This window comes from Gordonia sp. C13 (assembly GCF_023218005.1).
Lineage (GTDB): Bacteria > Actinomycetota > Actinomycetes > Mycobacteriales > Mycobacteriaceae > Gordonia > Gordonia namibiensis.
The window spans coordinates 23,820-42,564 of record NZ_JALPSY010000011.1 but is presented as its reverse complement, the minus strand read 5'-3'; the positions used below and the strand labels follow the sequence as shown (position 1 = coordinate 42,564).

At 66.0% G+C, this 18,745-nt stretch carries 16 protein-coding genes; all 16 read left to right on the top strand.

The window, feature by feature from the left end:
- The first annotated feature begins 9 nt into the window (after positions 1-9).
- The 16 genes from M1L58_RS11145 (at position 10) to M1L58_RS11070 (ending at position 18,744) form a co-directional block, all read left to right on the top strand.
- Complete coding sequence (locus M1L58_RS11145; RefSeq protein ID WP_154881966.1) at positions 10-564, top strand: NuoB/complex I 20 kDa subunit family protein; 555 nt, start codon at positions 10-12, stop codon at positions 562-564.
- Entirely contained in the window at positions 561-1,250 is a 690-nt protein-coding gene (locus M1L58_RS11140) for an NADH-quinone oxidoreductase subunit C (protein WP_154881965.1), read from the top strand. The genes M1L58_RS11145 and M1L58_RS11140 overlap by 4 nt, the downstream gene beginning before the upstream one ends.
- Positions 1,250-2,614 (top strand): NADH dehydrogenase (quinone) subunit D, encoded by a 1,365-nt coding sequence (gene nuoD / locus M1L58_RS11135; RefSeq protein ID WP_248658948.1) that lies wholly within the window; start codon positions 1,250-1,252, stop codon positions 2,612-2,614. The genes M1L58_RS11140 and nuoD overlap by 1 nt, the downstream gene beginning before the upstream one ends.
- A complete protein-coding gene (gene nuoF / locus M1L58_RS11130) occupies positions 2,611-4,659 on the top strand; it encodes an NADH-quinone oxidoreductase subunit NuoF (protein WP_248658947.1) in 2,049 nt (682 codons plus the stop codon). The genes nuoD and nuoF overlap by 4 nt, the downstream gene beginning before the upstream one ends.
- A complete protein-coding gene (locus tag M1L58_RS11125; RefSeq protein WP_248658946.1) occupies positions 4,656-7,067 on the top strand; it encodes an NADH-quinone oxidoreductase subunit G in 2,412 nt (803 codons plus the stop codon). The genes nuoF and M1L58_RS11125 overlap by 4 nt, the downstream gene beginning before the upstream one ends.
- Complete coding sequence (gene nuoH, locus M1L58_RS11120) at positions 7,064-8,398, top strand: NADH-quinone oxidoreductase subunit NuoH (RefSeq protein WP_232717339.1); 1,335 nt, start codon at positions 7,064-7,066, stop codon at positions 8,396-8,398. The genes M1L58_RS11125 and nuoH overlap by 4 nt, the downstream gene beginning before the upstream one ends.
- Entirely contained in the window at positions 8,391-8,960 is a 570-nt protein-coding gene (gene nuoI, locus M1L58_RS11115) for an NADH-quinone oxidoreductase subunit NuoI (protein WP_006866506.1), read from the top strand. Before nuoH ends, nuoI begins: the two co-directional genes overlap by 8 nt.
- Entirely contained in the window at positions 8,957-9,772 is an 816-nt protein-coding gene (locus M1L58_RS11110) for an NADH-quinone oxidoreductase subunit J (protein ID WP_248658945.1), read from the top strand. Before nuoI ends, M1L58_RS11110 begins: the two co-directional genes overlap by 4 nt.
- The gene (nuoK, locus tag M1L58_RS11105) at positions 9,769-10,068 is read left to right on the top strand and encodes an NADH-quinone oxidoreductase subunit NuoK (protein ID WP_005200546.1); all 300 of its coding nucleotides are present in this window, start codon (positions 9,769-9,771) and stop codon (positions 10,066-10,068) included. The genes M1L58_RS11110 and nuoK overlap by 4 nt, the downstream gene beginning before the upstream one ends.
- A gap of 10 nt (positions 10,069-10,078) precedes the next feature.
- Entirely contained in the window at positions 10,079-11,992 is a 1,914-nt protein-coding gene (gene nuoL / locus M1L58_RS11100) for an NADH-quinone oxidoreductase subunit L (RefSeq protein WP_248658944.1), read from the top strand.
- A complete protein-coding gene (locus M1L58_RS11095) occupies positions 11,989-13,626 on the top strand; it encodes an NADH-quinone oxidoreductase subunit M (RefSeq protein WP_248658943.1) in 1,638 nt (545 codons plus the stop codon). Before nuoL ends, M1L58_RS11095 begins: the two co-directional genes overlap by 4 nt.
- On the top strand, positions 13,623-15,386 hold the full coding sequence (nuoN, locus tag M1L58_RS11090) for an NADH-quinone oxidoreductase subunit NuoN (RefSeq protein WP_248658942.1): 1,764 nt from the start codon (positions 13,623-13,625) through the stop codon (positions 15,384-15,386). Before M1L58_RS11095 ends, nuoN begins: the two co-directional genes overlap by 4 nt.
- A 281-nt stretch (positions 15,387-15,667) precedes the next feature.
- Positions 15,668-16,024 (top strand): hypothetical protein, encoded by a 357-nt coding sequence (locus M1L58_RS11085; protein ID WP_248658941.1) that lies wholly within the window; start codon positions 15,668-15,670, stop codon positions 16,022-16,024.
- Positions 16,021-17,319, top strand: a complete 1,299-nt coding sequence (locus M1L58_RS11080) for a phage head morphogenesis protein (protein WP_248658940.1) — start codon at positions 16,021-16,023, stop codon at positions 17,317-17,319. Before M1L58_RS11085 ends, M1L58_RS11080 begins: the two co-directional genes overlap by 4 nt.
- A 35-nt stretch (positions 17,320-17,354) precedes the next feature.
- Entirely contained in the window at positions 17,355-17,855 is a 501-nt protein-coding gene (locus M1L58_RS11075; protein ID WP_248658939.1) for an LpqN/LpqT family lipoprotein, read from the top strand.
- 409 nt (positions 17,856-18,264) lie between these two features.
- Positions 18,265-18,744 carry an HD domain-containing protein gene (locus M1L58_RS11070; protein WP_248658938.1) on the top strand — a complete coding sequence of 160 codons (480 nt, stop codon included), beginning with the start codon at positions 18,265-18,267 and terminating at the stop codon, positions 18,742-18,744.
- Position 18,745: the final 1 nt, after the last annotated feature.

Genomic DNA, 18,745 nt, shown 5'->3' with positions numbered 1-18,745 from the left:
AGGTCAGTCATGGGACTCGAGGAGAAACTCCCCAGCGGTTTCCTGCTGAGCACCGTCGAGGATCTCGCCGGTTTCATGCGCAAGGGTTCGCTGTGGCCGGCCACCTTCGGACTCGCCTGCTGCGCAATCGAGATGATGTCCACGACGTCGGGTCGCTACGACCTCGCCCGATTCGGCATGGAGGCGTTCCGGGCGTCTCCGCGGCAGGCCGACCTGATGATCGTCGCCGGCCGCGTGAGCCAGAAGATGGCCCCGGTGCTCCGGCAGATCTACGACCAGATGGTCGAACCCAAATGGGTTCTGGCAATGGGGGTCTGCGCCTCGTCCGGCGGGATGTTCAACAACTACGCGATCGTCCAGGGCGTCGACCACGTCGTGCCGGTCGACATCTATCTCCCGGGTTGCCCTCCCCGACCAGAGATGTTGCTGAACGCGATCCTCAAGCTGCACGAGAAGATCCAGGAGATGCCGCTCGGGGTGAACCGCGAGGAGGCCATCTGGGCGGCGGAACGCGCTGCCCTGCAGGCCACTCCGACCATCGAGATGAAGGGGTTGCTGCGATGACCGACCTCGGCATGCCCGACCCGAAACCGCCCGATCCCGAGGTCATCGGCGTCCGGCACGGACTGTTCGGCGCACCGGGCACCGGTGACACTTCCGGATACGGCGGTCTGATCGATCCGATCACCTTGCCGCCCAGCTCTTCTCGACCTTATGGCAGCTACTTCGACGAGGTCGCCGATCTTTTGCAGGCCGAACTCGGAGAGTCCTACGACGCGGCGGTGGAGAAGGTGGTCGTCTTCCGCGACGAGATGACCATCCACGTCGCGCGGGAACACCTCCGCACGGTTGCGCTGACCCTGCGCAACGCACCCGCGTTGCGCTTCGAACTGTGCCTGGGCGTCAACGGGGTCCACTATCCCGGGGACGCCGACCGGGAACTGCACGCCGTCTATCCCCTCGCCTCCCTGACCCACAACCGGCGCGTGCGCCTCGAGGTGTCGGCGCCCGACACCGATCCGCACATCCCGAGCATCTGCGACATCTACCCCACCAACGACTGGCACGAACGCGAGACCTACGACTTCTTCGGCATCGTCTTCGACGGCCACCGTTCGCTGACCCGCATCGAGATGCCCGACGACTGGGAGGGCCATCCGCAGCGCAAGGACTACCCGCTCGGCGGAGTACCCATCGAGTACAAGGGAACCCGCGTCGACCCACCGGACCGGAGGAGGTCGTACAGCTGATGACCGACACAGCCACCGGATCGTCGAAATCCCGCGCCGCGACGCCCCGCGAGGAGGAGACCCCGACCCGCATCTACACCGTCTCCGGACAGGACTGGGACTCCATCGTCTCCGACGTCCGCACTCGCGCCGAACAGCAACCCGGCGACGAACGCATCGTCGTGAACATGGGTCCCCAGCACCCGTCGACCCACGGCGTGCTCCGCCTCATCCTGGAGATCGAGGGCGAGACGGTCACCGAGGCGCGCTGCGGAATCGGCTACCTGCACACCGGGATCGAGAAGAACCTCGAGTACCGCAACTGGACGCAGGGCGTCACGTTCGTGACTCGAATGGACTATCTGTCGCCGTTCTTCAACGAGACCGCCTACTGCCTGGGCGTCGAGAAGCTCCTCGGGATCACCGACGACGTCCCCGAACGGGCCACCGTCATCCGCGTCATGCTGATGGAGCTGAACCGGATCAGCAGCCATCTCGTGGCCCTGGCCACCGGCGGAATGGAGCTCGGTGCCGTCACCGCGATGTTCCTCGGCTTCCGCGAACGGGAACTGATCCTCGACCTCTTCGAACTCATCACCGGCCTGCGAATGAACCACGCCTACATCCGACCGGGTGGCGTCGCGCAGGATCTGCCGCCCGACGGGCCGGAACAGGTGGCCAAGGTCATCGCCCAGCTACCCGGTCGTCTGGACGAGCTCGGAGACCTGCTGAACGACAACTACATCTGGAAGGCGCGCACCCAGAACGTCGGATACCTCGACCTGACGGGTTGCATGGCTCTCGGCATCACCGGACCGGTGCTGCGGTCCACCGGCTATCCGCACGATCTGCGAAAGACGCAGCCGTACTGCGGGTACGAGACCTATGACTTCGACGTCATCACCGCCGACACCTGTGACTCGTACGGCCGCTACCTGATCCGCGTCAAGGAGATGCGCGAGTCGATCCGCATCGTCGAACAGTGCCTCGAGAGGCTCCGGCCCGGTCCGGTCATGGTCGCCGACCGCAAGCTGGCCTGGCCGGCCGATCTGGCCCTCGGCCCCGACGGTCTCGGCAACTCCCCCGAGCACATCGCCCGGATCATGGGGACGTCGATGGAGGCGCTCATCCATCACTTCAAACTGGTCACCGAGGGCATGCGGGTGCCGGCCGGACAGTGCTACGTCGCGGTCGAGTCCCCGCGCGGTGAGCTCGGAGTCCACATGGTCAGCGACGGCGGCACCCGACCCTATCGGGTCCACTTCCGCGATCCGTCGTTCACGAATCTGCAAGCGGTGGCCGCGATGTGCGAGGGCGGCATGGTCGCCGACGTCATCACGGCCGTCGCCAGTATCGACCCGGTGATGGGAGGCGTGGACCGATGACCGATCCCGTGTTCGTGGAGCTGTCCACCTCGCCGCCCACCGAAGATGCCGCGCCGGCCCAGGGCATTCCGGCGCCGACCATCACCTTCGGCGGCCCCTCCGCCTACCCGGCCGAGGTCACCGAACGCCTCGCCGAGCAGTCGGCGCCGATCATCGCGCGCTACCCACAGTCGCGGTCGGCCCTTCTCCCCCTGCTCCATCTGGTGCAGTCCGAGGACGGATACATCACCCGCGCGGGCATCGAGTTCTGCGCCGCGCAGCTGGATCTGACCGCCGCCCAGGTCGCTTCGGTGGCCACCTTCTACTCGATGTACCGCCGATCGCCGACCGGCGAGTACCTCGTCGGGGTCTGCACCAACACGCTCTGCGCCACCCTCGGCGGCGACGACATCCTCCGCGCGGTCTGCGACCACCTCGGTGTTCGCCCCGGTGACACCACCGCCGACGAGCGCATCACGGTGGAACACGTCGAGTGCAACGCCGCATGTGATTTCGCACCGGTGGTGATGGTGAACTGGGAGTTCTTCGACAACCAGACCCCGGAGTCGACGATCGAACTCATCGAGGACCTCCGTGCCGGTGTCTCGGTCGAACCCGCCCGCGGCACCGGGCGCGTGTGCTCCTTCCGCCAGACCGAGCTCGAACTCGCCGGGGCCGCACCCTCGTCGGCCGATCCCCTTCTACCGGCTGACCAGGCGACGAGCGAACCTGCCGAACCCGACCCACCGGAACCCCCAGTGCTGTCCCGGCACTGGGACGAGCCCGAGTCCTGGTCTCTGCAGAACTACTTGCGCCACAACGGGTACCGCGGTCTGCGGACCGCGCTCGAAGCCCCACCCGACGACGTCATCGAGATGGTGAAGGCCTCCGGGTTGCGGGGACGCGGCGGCGCCGGCTTCCCGGTCGGCATGAAGTGGTCGTTCATCCCGCAGGAGAAGTCCGGTGTCGAGCCGTCGATCCCGCATTACCTCGTGGTCAACGCCGACGAATCCGAACCCGGCACCTGCAAGGACATGCCCCTCATGCTCGCGACGCCGCACACCCTCGTCGAGGGGGTCATCATCGCGGCGTATGCGATCCGCGCACACCGCGCGTTCATCTACGTCCGCGGGGAAGTCGCATCGGTCCTGCGACGGCTGCGTGCCGCCGTGGACGAGGCTCATGCCGCAGGCTATCTCGGGAAGAACATTCTGGGCTCGGGCTTCGACCTCGACCTGGTGGTGCACGCCGGGGCGGGCGCCTACATCTGCGGTGAGGAGACGGCGCTGCTCGACTCACTCGAGGGTCGTCGGGGCCAGCCGCGCCTCCGCCCGCCCTTCCCGGCGGTCGCCGGCCTCTACGCGAGCCCGACCGTGGTCAACAACGTCGAATCCATCGCCAGCGTGCCGTCGATCATCCGGAACGGCGTCGACTGGTTCCGGTCGATGGGCACCGAGAAGTCGCCGGGGTTCACCTTGTACTCCCTGTCCGGCCACGTCACCCATCCCGGTCAGTACGAGGCGCCGCTCGGGATCACCCTGCGGCAACTCCTCGAACGCGCCGGCGGTGTCCGCGCCGGGCACGAACTCAAGTTCTGGACCCCGGGCGGATCGTCGACGCCGCTGCTGACACCGGAGCATCTCGACGTCCCCCTCGACTACGAAGGGGTCGGCGCCGCGGGATCGATGTTGGGCACCAAGGCTCTTCAGATCTTCGACGAGACAACCTGCGTCGTCGGTGCGGTGCTGCGCTGGACCGAGTTCTACGCGCACGAGTCGTGCGGTAAGTGCACGCCGTGCCGGGAGGGCACCTACTGGCTGGTGCAGCTGCTCCATCGGCTCGAGCACGAGGGCGGCACCGCCGCCGACCTCGACACCCTTTCCGATGTCACCAACAGCATCGTCGGGAAGTCGTTCTGCGCGCTCGGCGACGGCGCGGGGAGCCCGATCGTGTCGTCGCTGCAGTACTTCCGAGACGAATACCTCGCCCACCTCGATCACGGTTGCCCGTTCGACCACTCGCTGTCGACCGTCCTGGGTTCCGAGCCGACGGGAGATGCCCGATGACCCTCACCCACGGCAGTGATCCGACGACCCAGGCCGACAATCTCGTGGGCATCACCATCGACGGCGTCGAGCTGCGGGTGCCGAAGGGCACCTTGCTGATCCGCGCTGCCGAGCAGATCGGGATCACCATCCCCCGCTTCTGCGATCACCCGTTGCTCGACCCGGTCGGCGCCTGCCGCCAGTGCCTCGTGGAGGTCGAGGGCCAGCGGAAGCCCCTGGCGTCGTGCACCACCACGGCCACCGACGGGATGGTGGTCCGGACCCAACTCAGTTCGCAGATCGCCGCGGATGCGCAGCGCGGCGTGATGGAGCTGCTGCTGATCAATCATCCACTCGACTGTCCGGTGTGCGACAAGGGTGGTGAGTGCCCGCTGCAGAACCAGGCCATGTCGGCCGGTCGCAGCGAGTCCCGGTTCGACGGCGTCAAACGCACGTTCACCAAGCCGGTCCCGCTGTCGTCGGAGGTTCTGCTCGACCGCGAGCGATGCGTCCTCTGTGCCCGGTGCACGCGCTTCTCCACGCAGGTCGCCGGCGATCCGCTCATCGAGCTGGCGGATCGTGGTGCGCTGCAGCAGGTCAGCATCTATGAGGACGAACCGTTCGACTCGTACTTCTCCGGCAACACCGTCCAGATCTGTCCGGTCGGCGCGTTGACCGGTGCCCAGTATCGTTTCCGTGCACGGCCTTTCGATCTCGTCTCGACGCCGAGTGTCTGTGAGCACTGTGCGAGCGGATGCGCCCAGCGCACCGACCATCGGCGCGGCAAAGTGCTCCGACGCCTCGCCGGGGACGACCCCGAGGTCAATTCCGAGTGGAACTGTGACAAGGGGCGGTGGGCTTTCGCGTACGCGACCGAGTCCGACCGCCTGACCTCTCCATTGGTCCGCGACCGGCACGGTGAACTACGGGAGGCGTCGTGGGCCGACGCCATCCGCGTTGCCGCCGAGGGAATCTCGGCGGCCAGTGGGCATGTCGGCGTGTTGGCCGGTGGACGCCTCACCGTGGAGGACGCCTACGCCTACGCGCGGTTCGCCCGCACGGTGCTGAAGACGGACGACATCGATTTCCGCGCCCGCGTCCACAGCACCGAGGAGGCGTCCTTCCTCGCCGCCCGGGTGGCCGGACGAGGTCTCGAGACCACCTATGGCGACCTGTCCGACGCACCGGCGGTACTCCTCGCGGGTTTCGAACCCGAGGAGGAATCCCCGATCGTCTTCCTCCGTCTTCGCCGGGCGGTGCGGACGAACCGGCAGCGGGTGGCCACCTTGGCCCCGTTCGCGAGCCGCGGGGCGCAGAAACTCGATGCTCGACTGTTCCCCGTCGCGCCGGGCGCCGAGCCGGAGATCCTCGCCTCCGACGAGGTGGCCGACCATCTGGGCGAAGCGGGTTCGGTCATCGTCGTCGGGGAGCGACTGGCCGGCGTCCCGGGTGGCCTGCAGGCCGCCGCCGACCTCGCCGACCGCACGGGCGCCCGCCTCGCCTGGATCCCGCGGCGTGCCGGGGAGCGGGGCGCACTCGAGGTCGGCGCTCTCGCCGGGTTGTTGCCGGGCGGACGGCCGATCACCGACACCGCGGCGCGCGACGCTGTTTCGGAGGTGTGGGGTTCTGGCATCCCGACCCTGCCCGGTCGCGACACCACCGGCATCCTCGACGCGGCCCGCTACCACGGGCTGTCACTGATCGTCGCAGGCGTCGACCTCGACGATCTCCCCGATCCCGCGGCTGCGCGCGACGCACTCGCCGCCGCACCCTTCGTCGTGAGTCTCGAACAGCGGCACTCGACGGTGATCCCGCACGCCGACGTGGTGTTCCCGGTGGCGACGGTCGCCGAGAAGGAGGGCACGTTCGTCGACTGGGAGGGCCGTCCGCGCAGCTTCACCGCCGCGCTGACCGAGTCCGGACACGTTCCCGACCATCGGGTCCTGGATGCGCTCGCACGGCGTCTCGGCGTCGACCTGCGCTGTGATGGGCCGCAGACCATCCATATGGATCTGCGCCGCATCGGAGCGTGGGCAGGTGAGCGCCCGGCCCTCGTCGCTCATGAACGTTCCCAGCGCGCACCGGCGGCCGGTCAGGCCGTCCTGGCCACCTGGCACCTGCTGCTCGACCTCGGACGTCTGCAGGACGGCGAGCCGCACCTCGCCGGGACCGCACGTCTGCCGGTGGCACGGATGTCGCCGACGACCGCCGCCGAGGCCGGCGTCGCGGTCGGCGGGCGAGTCCGGATCAGCACCGCCGACGGCGAGATCGCCTTGCCCGTCGAGTACGCCGACATGCCCGACCGCGTCGTGTGGGTTCCGCTCAACTCGCCCGGTTCCCGAGTGCACGCCGACCTCCGGGCCCGCGCGGGTGATCTCGTCGCGCTGGCGCCGGCCTCGTCGGCGGATGTCGCGGGAGGTGTGCGATGACCGCTCTCGCCATCGACTACCCCGACCTCGCCGACTTCGGCCACGACCCCATCTGGCTCGTCGTCGTCAAGGCGGTCGCCGTCTTCGCGTTCCTCGTCGTCAACCCGTTGGTCGCGATCCTGCTCGAGCGCAAGATCATGGCGCGCATGCAGTCCCGGATCGGGCCGAACCGCGTCGGGCCCCGCGGAATCCTCCAGAGTCTCGCCGACGGTGTGAAACTCGCACTGAAGGAAGGCATCATCCCGTCCGGCGTCGACAAGGTGATCTACCTCCTCGCACCGATCATCGCGGTCGTCCCCGCGGTGATGGCGTTCGCGGTGATCCCGTTCGGACCGATGGTGTCGGTGTTCGGTCACCAAACCCCGTTGCAGCTCACCGATCTGCCGGTCGGGGTGCTCTACGTCCTGGCCGTGACCTCGGTCGGCGTGTACGGGATCGTGCTGGCCGGTTGGTCGTCCGGTTCGACCTATCCCCTCCTGGGCGGACTCCGCTCCACCGCCCAGGTGATCTCCTACGAGATCGCGATGGGCCTCACCTTCGCCGCGGTGTTCCTCGACGCCGGGACGATGTCGACCTCGGGAATCGTTGCGGCGCAGGAGCACCACTGGTACTTCCTCCTGCTGCTGCCGTCGTTCGTGATCTACGCGATCTCGATGGTCGGTGAAACGAACCGTGCTCCGTTCGACCTGCCGGAGGCCGAGGGCGAGCTGGTCGGCGGTTTTCACACCGAGTACTCATCGCTGAAGTTCGCGATGTTCATGCTGGCCGAGTACATCAACATGGTGACGGTCTCCGCCCTGGCCACCACGATGTTCCTGGGCGGCTGGCAGGCGCCATGGCCGCTGAGCGCCTTCGACTGGGCGAACTCCGGGTGGTGGCCCATCCTCTGGTTCACCATCAAGGTCTGGGCGTTCCTGTTCGTGTTCATCTGGCTCCGGACGAGCCTGCCGCGGTTGCGTTACGACCAGTTCATGAACCTGGGCTGGAAGGTGCTCATCCCGATCTCGCTGACGTGGGTGATGGTCGTGGCGATCATCCGCGCCTCCATCGGCGGCGACGACGCCGGCCTCATCCGGGCACTCGTCTCGGCGGGCGCCGGTCTCGCCGTGACCGCACTCATCGGCTACGCGATCTGGCGGATGATGCGGGTACCGGATGTGCCGGACGCCTCGTCCGAACCACAGAGCCCGACCGAGTTCGACCCCATGGCCGGCGGCTTCCCCGTGCCGCCGATGCCCTCGACGGATTCGAGATCCCAGCCCGTCCGGATCGATCCCGAGCCGCCCCTTCCCGCCGAAGAGAAGCCGAGCAGGGAGACCACCGATGCCTGATTTCCTCAAGCCGGTCAGTGGATTACGCGTCACCTTCGGTGGCATGTTCCAGCCGAGCATCACCGAGCAGTATCCAGAGGAAAAACGGCCGACCGCGCCCCGCTATCACGGCCGGCACCAACTGAACCGTCATCCCGACGGGCTGGAGAAGTGCATCGGCTGTGAGCTCTGTGCGTGGGCCTGCCCCGCCGACGCCATCTACGTCGAGGGAGCCGACAACACGCCGGACGAACGGTATTCGCCCGGTGAGCGATACGGCCGCGTCTATCAAATCAACTACCTGCGTTGCATCGGGTGCGGACTCTGCATCGAAGCCTGCCCGACCCGTGCGCTGACGATGACCAACGACTACGAGCTCGCCGACGACAACCGCGCCGACCTCATCTACGAGAAGGACCGGCTTCTGGCGCCTCTGCCACCGGGCGTCGAACCGCCGCCGCACGCCATGGCGCCCGGTTCGACCGAGGAGAACTACTACCGCGGCGAGATCACCTCCGACGGCCGGGTCACACCTCTCCCGACACCGACGGTGCGCGAGGGCGCCCGGGAGCCGCGACCATGACGCCCGGGCCGGTGACCGCGATCCTGGCCGACGAGGTGGTCCGCACCTCGACCGGTGAGGCCGTGCAGTTCTGGGTCCTCGGAGTGATCGCGGTGGCCGGCGCGCTCGGCGTCGTCTTCGCCACCAAGGCGGTCTACTCCGCGATCTTCCTGGCCACCACGATGATCGTGCTGGCGGTCTTCTACGTGGCGCAGGGTGCGGTGTTCCTCGGCGTCGTGCAGGTCGTCGTCTACACCGGCGCGGTGATGATGCTGTTCCTCTTCGTCCTCATGCTCGTCGGCGTCGACTCCTCGGACTCCCTCAAAGAGACCCTGCGAGGGCAACGTGTCGCCGCGATGCTCATCGGTCTCGGCTTCGGCGTCCTGATGATCGCCGGCATCGGCAACGCCACCATCGCGGTCACCTCCGGCGCGACCGCGCCCGGCGCCCTCGCCGACGACACCAACTACGGCATCGAGGCCATCGCCGAACTCATCTTCGTCCGGTATCTGTGGGCGTTCGAGCTGACCGGTGCGCTCCTCATCGCCGCGACCCTCGGCGCGATGGTCCTGGCCCACCGCGAGAAGTTCGGTCCACGCCTCACCCAGAAGGAGCTGTCGCAGGCGCGATTCCGCACCGGCATCAACATCACCCCGCTCCCGAGTCCCGGTGTCTACGCCCGGCACAACGCGGTCGACGTCCCGGCACGACTCCCCGACGGCAGTCCATCCGATCTCTCGGTGAACGCCATCCTGGCCGCCCGCACCCTGCGCCAGAAGAACACGGAGGCCCCGGAGAATCCGGCAGACCAGGATTCAGGGGGCCGCTCATGAACCCGGAGAACTACCTCTACCTCTCGGCACTGCTGTTCACCATCGGCGCCGCCGGAGTGCTGTTGCGACGCAACGCGATCGTCGTCTTCATGTGCATCGAGCTGATGCTCAACGCCGCGAACCTCGCCTTCGTCACGTTCGCCCGGATGAACCAGTCCTTCGACGGGCAGGTGATCGCCTTCTTCACGATGGTCGTCGCCGCGGCCGAGGTGGTCGTGGGTCTCGCCATCATCATGACCATCTTCCGATCGCGCCGTTCGGCGTCGGTCGACGACGCGGATCTGCTGAAGCGGTAGAGGAGGATTGGTGAACGCCGAACTGACCGCGTCACTGCTCTGGCTGGTGCCCGCACTACCGCTCGCCGGTGCGGTGATCCTCCTCCTCGGTGGTCGGACCACCGACCGCTGGGGCCACCTGCTCGGTACTGCCGCAGCGATCGCGTCGTTCGTGGTCGGGCTGGTGATGTTCGCCGGGATGGTGTCCCGTCCCGCCGATGACCGCGGGGTGACCGACACCCTCTTCAGTTGGGTTCCGGTCGGAGAACTGCAGGTGGACTTCGGTTTCCGCCTGGACCAGTTGTCGATGTGCTTCGTCCTGCTGATCACCGGCGTCGGATCGCTGATCCACGTCTACTCGATCGGCTACATGGCCGCCGACCCCGATCGTCGACGGTTCTTCGGCTACCTCAACCTGTTTCTCGCGGCGATGCTCGTCCTCGTCCTCGCCGACAACTATCTCGGCCTGTACCTCGGCTGGGAGGGTGTCGGTCTGGCGTCGTATCTGCTGATCGGCTTCTGGCAGTTCAAACCGACCGCAGCGACCGCGGCCAAGAAGGCCTTCGTGGTCAACCGCGTCGGCGACATCGGGCTCGCCGTCGCCCTGATGATCATGTTCGCCACCTTCGGGTCGGTGGCGTTCACCGCGGTCTTCGACGGCGCCCCGCAGGCCGGCGAAGGAACCCTCACCGCACTGGGTTTCGTGCTCCTGCTCGCCGCCTGCGGCAAGTCTGCCCAGGTGCCGCTGCAGTCGTGGCTCGGCGACGCCATGGAGGGTCCGACCCCGGTGTCCGCGCTGATCCACGCGGCCACGATGGTGACCGCAGGCGTTTACCTGATCGTGCGCTCCGGCCCGATCTTCGACCTGGCGCCCACCGCGCAGGTCGGGGTCGTGGTCGTCGGTGCCGTGACGCTGCTGTTCGGCGCGATCATCGGTTGCGCCAAGGACGACATCAAGAAGGCGCTCGCGGCGTCGACGATGAGCCAGATCGGTTACATGGTGCTCGCCGCCGGACTCGGCCCGGCCGGCTACGCATTCGCGATCCTGCACCTGCTCACCCACGGTTTCTTCAAGGCCGGCCTGTTCCTGGGCGCCGGATCGGTGATGCACGGGATGAATGACGAAACCGACATGCGACGGTACGGCGGACTCCGCACACTGATGCCCGTCACCTTCGTGACGTTCGGGGTCGGCTACCTCGCGATCATCGGCGTCCCACCATTCGCAGGCTTCTACTCCAAGGACCACATCATAGAGGCCGCCTTCGGGGCGGGTGGTGCGAAGGGCCTGATCCTCGGCGGTGCAGCGCTTCTCGGCGCGGGCATCACCGCCTTCTACATGACCCGCGTGATGCTGCTGACGTTCTTCGGCGAGAAGCGCTGGCACGACGGCACCGACGCCCCAGCGCCGCATCCGCACGAGTCACCCCGGGTGATGACCGGGCCGATGGTCCTCATCGCGCTGGGTTCGGTGGTCTCCGGCGGACTGCTCGCGATCGGCGGTTCACTCGAGCACTGGCTCGAACCCGTGGTCGGCGAGCACACCGCCCACCACCTGATCCCGGTGTGGGCGATGACCGCGATCATTCTCGTCGTCGTCGCGGCCGGCGTCGCGGTCGCCTACCGGCAGTACGCCACCCGGCCCGTCCCCGCCATCGCACCCGACGACGTGTCGGTGCTGACCGTCGCGGCACGACGTGATCTGTACGGCGACGCGATCAACGAAGAGTTGCTGATGCGACCCGGACAGCGGATCACGGCCGGCCTCGTCGCGGTGGAGTCCGACGGCGTCGACGGGTTGACGAGCGTGGTCGGGGAAACCGTGACCCGCACGTCGCGTCGAATACGTGGCTGGCAGAACGGTTATGTGCGGTCCTACGCACTGTCGATGTTCGCCGGGACGACCCTGATCGTCGCACTCGTGATGGCGGTGAACGTGCTGTGAACATCCCCTGGCTGACGATCCTCTGGCTGGCCCCCGCGGTGGGCGCGGCTCTCGTCCTCGCCATCCCGGTCAATCGGCCCGCGGCGGCACGCTGGTTCGCCTTCGCGATCACCGTCGGCGTCCTCGTCCTGGCCGTCGGCCTCGCGGTCGGTTTCGATCCCGCCGGCGAGCGCTACCAATTCACCGAGGACGTGAGCTGGATTCCGGCCCTGGGAACCCGATATGCGTTGGGACTGGACGGAATCGGGTTGGTCCTCATCCTGCTGACCGCCGCTCTCCTGCCGTTGCTCCTGCTCGCCGGTTGGCACGACGCCGACTCCGACGGGTCCCTGGATCACTCAGGCGGACGGGCGCAGAAGGGCCCGCACATCTACCTCGCACTGTTCCTCGCCACCGAGGCGATGGTGCTGATGAGCTTCGTCGCCCTGGACATCCTGCTCTTCTACATCTTCTTCGAGGCCATGCTCATCCCGATGTACTTCCTCATCGGCGGCTTCGGTACCGGCCCCAACCGCTCCGGCGCGGCGGTGAAGTTCCTGCTGTACAACCTGTTCGGCGGTCTGCTGTTACTGGCCGCGGTGGTCGGCCTGTACGTGGTGTCCGCGCAGAACGGTGTCGGCGCAGACGGCGGTGGGACCTTCGCGCTCGGCGACATCGTGGCCGCGGTGTCGAGCGGTCAGATCGACGACACCACCGGCCTGGCGAAACTGCTGTTCCTCGGCTTCATGTTCGCGTTCGCGGTCAAAGCCCCGCTGTGGCCGCTGCATTCGTGGCTCCCCGATGCCGCGGTTGCCGCCACCCCGACATCGGCAGTGCTGATGATGGCCGTCATCGACAAGGTCGGGACCTTCGCGATGCTGCGGTTCTGCCTGCAGCTGTTCCCGGATGCGAGCCAGCATTTCGCTCCACTGATCTGCGGGCTCGCGGTCGTCAGCATCGTCTACGGCGCGGTCCTGGCCATCGGTCAGACCGACGTCATGCGCCTGATCGCCTACACGTCGATCTCCCACTTCGGTTTCATCATCCTGGGCATCTTCGTGATGACCGATCAGGGCCAGACCGGTTCGGCGCTGTACATGGTCAATCACGGACTCTCCACCGCCGCACTGTTCCTCATCGCCGGGTTCCTGGTGTCGCGGCGGGGCAGCCGCCTGATCGCCGACTACGGCGGTGTCCAGAAGGTCGCCCCGGTCCTTGCCGGGACCTTCCTCGTCGCGGGTCTGGCGACTCTGTCGCTACCCGGACTCGCCCCGTTCATCAGCGAGTTCCTGGTCCTCATCGGCACATTCACGCGCTATCCGATCGCCGCTGTCCTCGCGTGTTCGGCCCTGGTGCTCTCCGCCGTCTACATTCTGTGGACCTACCAGCGGATGATGGGCGGGCCGGCGAGGTCCGACGACGAGCAGCGGTCGCCGATACGCGACCTCGCGGGCCGCGAACTGGCCGTCGTCGTACCGCTGCTCGCCCTGCTCATCGCCCTGGGTGTGTATCCGAAACCGATGATCGACCTGATCGATCCGGCCGTGCAGAGCACGTTGACCACGGTCGGGGTCACCGATCCCGAACCCGCGGTCGCGGACCCCGCCCATGGCCGGCCCGCCGGCGCGACCACCGATGCGGAGGCCCACCGATGACCACCTCTCTCGTCACGACCCCGCTGGCCGCGATCGAGGCCCCGAGCGTCGAGTACGCGGCGCTGTCCCCCATGCTGATCGTGTTCGGTGCGGGAGTCATCGGGGTCCTCGTCGAGGCATTCGCCCCGCGCCGGGTGAGGTACTCACTGCAACTGGCACTTTCGCTGGGCGGGCTCGTCGTCGCTCTCGCGGCGTTGGCCACCGTCACGGCCGGGCAGACAACAGACGGCGCGAACGGCCAGTTCGCGATGTCGGGGGCCGTCGTGATGGACCGCCCGACGTTGTATCTTCAGGGCCTCCTGCTGATCATCGCGATCGTCGCGGTCGGTTTCATGGCCGAACGGCGACTCGAACGGGTCGTCGCGCCGGTCACCATGCGCACCCTGGCCGGGGCCGGGGTCGGCGACGACCAGTCCGGCAGAACAGGTCTCAACGGCGGTGGTGTCGACGCGGACATGTTCACCCCGTCCGGCGCGTCCGTGCCCAACACCGACGCCGAGTTCGAGGCGACCCGAGCCGGTGCCGTGACGACCGAGGTGTTCCCGCTGGCCCTGCTCGCGGTCGGCGGCATGATGCTGTTCCCCGCGTGCGGCGATCTGCTCACCATGTTCATTGCGCTGGAGGTCTTCTCGCTGCCGCTCTATCTGCTGTGCGGACTGGCGCGGCGTCGTCGGCTGATCTCGCAGGAAGCATCGCTGAAGTACTTCCTGCTGGGCGCCTTCTCGTCGGCCTTCTTCCTGTTCGGTGCCGCGTTCGTCTACGGCGCGACGGGGTCGCTGAACCTGTCGACGATCGGTGCGTCGATCACCGACATCGCCGGGACCGGCGGGGACACCACGCTGGCACTGATCGGTCTCGCCATGCTGGCGGTCGGCCTGTTGTTCAAAGTCGGGGCGGTGCCGTTCCATTCGTGGATTCCCGACGTCTACCAGGGTGCCCCGACCCCGGTCACCGCGTTCATGGCCTCGGCCACCAAGGTCGCCGCGTTCGGCGCGCTGCTCCGCGTCTTCTACGTCGGTTTCGGTGCGCTGCGCGACCAGTGGGCGCCGGCGCTGTGGGCGGTCGCGATCGCGTCGATGGTCATCGCGTCGGTGATGGCCGTGACCCAGAACGACGTGAAGCGGATGCTCGCCTACTCGTCGATCGCGCACGCCGGTTTCATCCTGCTCGGTCTGATCGCCTTCGACGACGCAGGTCTCGGCGCGACCCTCTTCTACCTGGCGGCCTACGCGTTCACCACGCTCGGCGCCTTCGCGATGGTGGCGGTCATCCGGGAACCCGATACGGACACGAGTACATCGGCACGCACCGCCGCGATCCACGGCGCCGCGGCGACGGTCCGCAATCCGCACCTGTCCGGCCGCGAGGCCACCGACCTCACCCAGTGGTCGGGTCTGGGCCGGCGGTATCCCTTGGTCGGCGCCATGTTCGCGGTCTACCTGCTGTCCTTCGCGGGCATCCCGCTGACCAGCGGCTTCATCGCCAAGTTCGACGTCTTCGCCGCGGTCGCCGGCAACGGTGGTGGAGTCCTGGTGGTCATCGGCGTCATCAGCAGCGCGATCGCCGCCTACGTCTACATCCGCATCATCGTCGCCATGTTCTTCGACGACGTCCCTACTCGGGACGCACCGCACGTCGTGAAGCCGAGCATCCTCACCACCACGGGCATCGCCCTGTGCACGCTCGTCACCGTCGTGCTCGGCGTCTTCCCGCAACCGCTCCTCGATCTCGCCGACGCCGCCGCGACCTTCCTCCGCTGACCGGCTACGCAAACCCACCCTTTTTCGCCACTTCCACCACCCCGCGACCTGGTGGGTTTGTCCATCCGTGGTGAGTCTGGACGACGAGCCGCCGACCAAGCCTTCATGGGCGCCGCCAGCATCCGGAACGAGAGCCGCAGCCAAGACCCGGGCCCAGCCACCTCGTTGGCTGTTCGGGACTTGTCCACAGCAGCTGGCCGCGCTCTGACATCGGCCCCAACGGCGCACTACACTGCGGCATGAAACTGTGTGGTGGTGACGACTCGTCTTCGGGGGGAAGCGTGAGCGACAAAGTAGCGGTTGATCTCGTTGAGTTGCGGTATGGCGGTCACCAGCTCAGCGGTTGGCACGTCGAGTCATCTGACACGTTCAAAGTCGGATTTCGCCGGATGGCCGAGGCTGCCGAAACCGGCTGGGTCGGCGCCTCGGCCAAGGCACTCTCCGAGAAGCTCGATGCCCTACAGGCTTCAGCTCGAGCGGTGACGACCAGGCTTGGCGAGAATGCAAACGGGTTCGTCCACGCAGCTAGCACTTATGATGTGCAGGACACGGCCGCTGGTGCAACGCTCGGTTCAGCAGATGCCGCTGAACCACCCCTCGCCAGCGCCCAGGACGATCACCCACCGTTGAATCTGTGATCTCCCTTTCAGACGTTGACCGGTGGAATGTCGCAGACATCGAAGCGGTGTTCAGCGTTTGCGCAGGCCAAGCTGATCACTGCAGCACCCAGTCATCCAACCTCAAGAACCTGGACACCTTCTCGACTTGGGATGGCGATGCAGCAGCAGCAGCCAAGCGGTCAGTAGGACGGACGCGAGTCGACTTCGACGTTCACGGCAACCAGGTTTCGGTTATCGCCGACGCAGCCCGGGCAGCAGCACAAAAGATCGAAACTATAAAGGAAGCACTGGCCAAGATCCGTGCTGATGCATTCTTAGATCACTTTGCCATCGACGATAACGGAACTGTCAGGTCGACCCTGCAGACTGTGTTGACCAAGGAGGACAACCAAAAAAGGGAGGGCAATCGAGTCGCCCTCCAACTTCGCGTAAATCAACTGCTCATCAACGCAGAGGCCGCCGATGACGACTTGGCGGCAGCAATTCGGGCTGCAGATGGTGAACTGAGGCCAGAACTCATTCCACCCAGCGCCTTCGACGGCACCTACGCGGGCGTCTTCGGCATTGCTTCTTTGGGTCTGCCCAACTACCCAGATGCATCCCTGACAGATGCGGAGACGCGCAATTACTACGCGGAGGCGGAGCGGAGACTGAAGGTACTGAACGACACCCTCGCAAAGTCCGACATGCCCACCGAGCAACGCGCACTCATAGCTCAAGAACTCCGGAACGAAATACGCACTAAAGCCAGAACTCTCATGGCTGATCAGGCGCGAGCAGCCGAGCTTTTCCGTGCCGAGCCGAACAAGACGATGGAACAACTCGTCGAACACAAGGCTCAAAAGTATGGAATGACCCGAGAGCAAGCACTTGAAGACATCATTCGGTCCTCGTCGACTAGCCGGGGCTCAGTGAATGCAAGCTTGGGAGTTGACCCAGAGAAGCCGATTCTGCCGGACCTCAGAGAAGTTGAGTCCAGGTCTTCACCTCGAGCAGGCCCAGCGGAGGTAGTTCCTGAGCGGTTCGCGGGAACCGCGACCAGGATGGCCGCGAAGGTCGCTCTACCCGCTGCGCTGGCTTTCGAAGTGTACAACGGCTACAACGAGGTGAGTTCAGGTGAAGCGAGCGTTCCCGAAGCGACTGGTGGCGGCATCGGCGCGATCGGAGGAGCTTGGGCGGGAGCGGAGTACGGCGCGATGGCCGGCACGTTCGGAGGCCCGATTGGAATAGGAATCGGCGTGGTGGTCGGCGGGGTTGCCGGGGGCATCATCGGCGGTAGTTTCGGAAAGCAGATTGGCGGTTTGTTCGATTGATCAACGAATGGTCCTTGTACGAACGACTTCATCGTATGGCCGTATCCCACGCCCGGGTGGTGGACTCACGGACCATTGCCGGCGTCGTCCAGCTCGACGTCGACCCAGCCAGGTTCCACCCGGACCAATCAGGCGCCCACCTAGGACTGTTCGCATTGTTCACGGCGGAACAGGACCATGAGACCGGATTCAGGGACAATGTGGCGGTCGTGTTGACGAGGTTCGTGGTCGATTCGACAGTCGACGTCAACGATTTGTTCGACCACGCCTTTATAGAAGCACGATCACTTCCAAATTGGGTTGAACAGCGCGCAGACCGGTATCCGATCACTTCGCGAACCCAAGGCGCCAGCATCCAGGCTGGAAATTATCAGGATCCGGCGGGCCGGTGGTTGTATTCCGTCAATAAGTACGAAGTGTACCAACGCGCAAATGTTGCCTACTTACTACAGTGCACCGGTACGACGATTTCCCAACAACGTTCCGTATGGTCTGAGCTCATCGAAACGGTGAGTTCAGCCCGATTCGACGACTGAGGAGAGAAAGTGGTTAGCCGGGCGTCCGAGGTTTCCGATCTTGAATATGTAATGTCCACGCGCATCGACTTTGTAGCCGACCCGGAGGACCGCACCTGGTATATCGGCGCAACGGGTGGATCCGCCATCTACATTCGGATGGGTGATTTCCCCGATGAAGAGGCGTACTCACTCTACCTCGGTCGTGGCCGGTGGATGGATTTCAGCCGGGTGCCGGGCAACTGGACCATAACGACTCCCCCTCAAGGATGGCCGGAATCCGCGCGGCCCCGACTACCAAAAGGCGAGTTTCATGACTGACGCGCCACTTCGAACCCGGTATCTAACCCAAGACGAGCGAGCGCTACTTATCGCTAGATGGCGTGAGCAGCACCGTAAGTACCACAATCTCGACCACTTACTCAGTGTCTTGTCCTCGCTGGACAACCTCCGGTCCGCGGGTACGAGCTTCGACGACGAGGCGGTAACTCTGGCGGCCTGGTTCCACGATGCAATCTACGAAGTCGGCGCGGCCGACAACGAGGACCAATCCGCCGACCTTGCCCTCCGTATGCTCGCCGGTAGGTCGTGCGCGCAAGAAGTCGCACGCCTGGTCCGTGCCACTGCCGAACACCGCGTCGATACGAACGATGTGAATGCGTCAGCATTGTGCGATGCGGACCTGGCGATCTTAGCGAGCGACTCGCAGCGATACTCGAAGTACTGCGCAGACGTAAGAGACGAATACTCCCAGTTCGAGGACACGCTCTACTACGCGGGACGCAGCCGGGTCCTCGAACAACTGCTCAGCCTTGATCGGCTCTTCAACACAGACTTCGGGTATGAAAACTGGGAATCGCCGGCTCGGCGCAACCTCGAGACCGAACTCCGGTCCATTCGCCCGAGCTGAG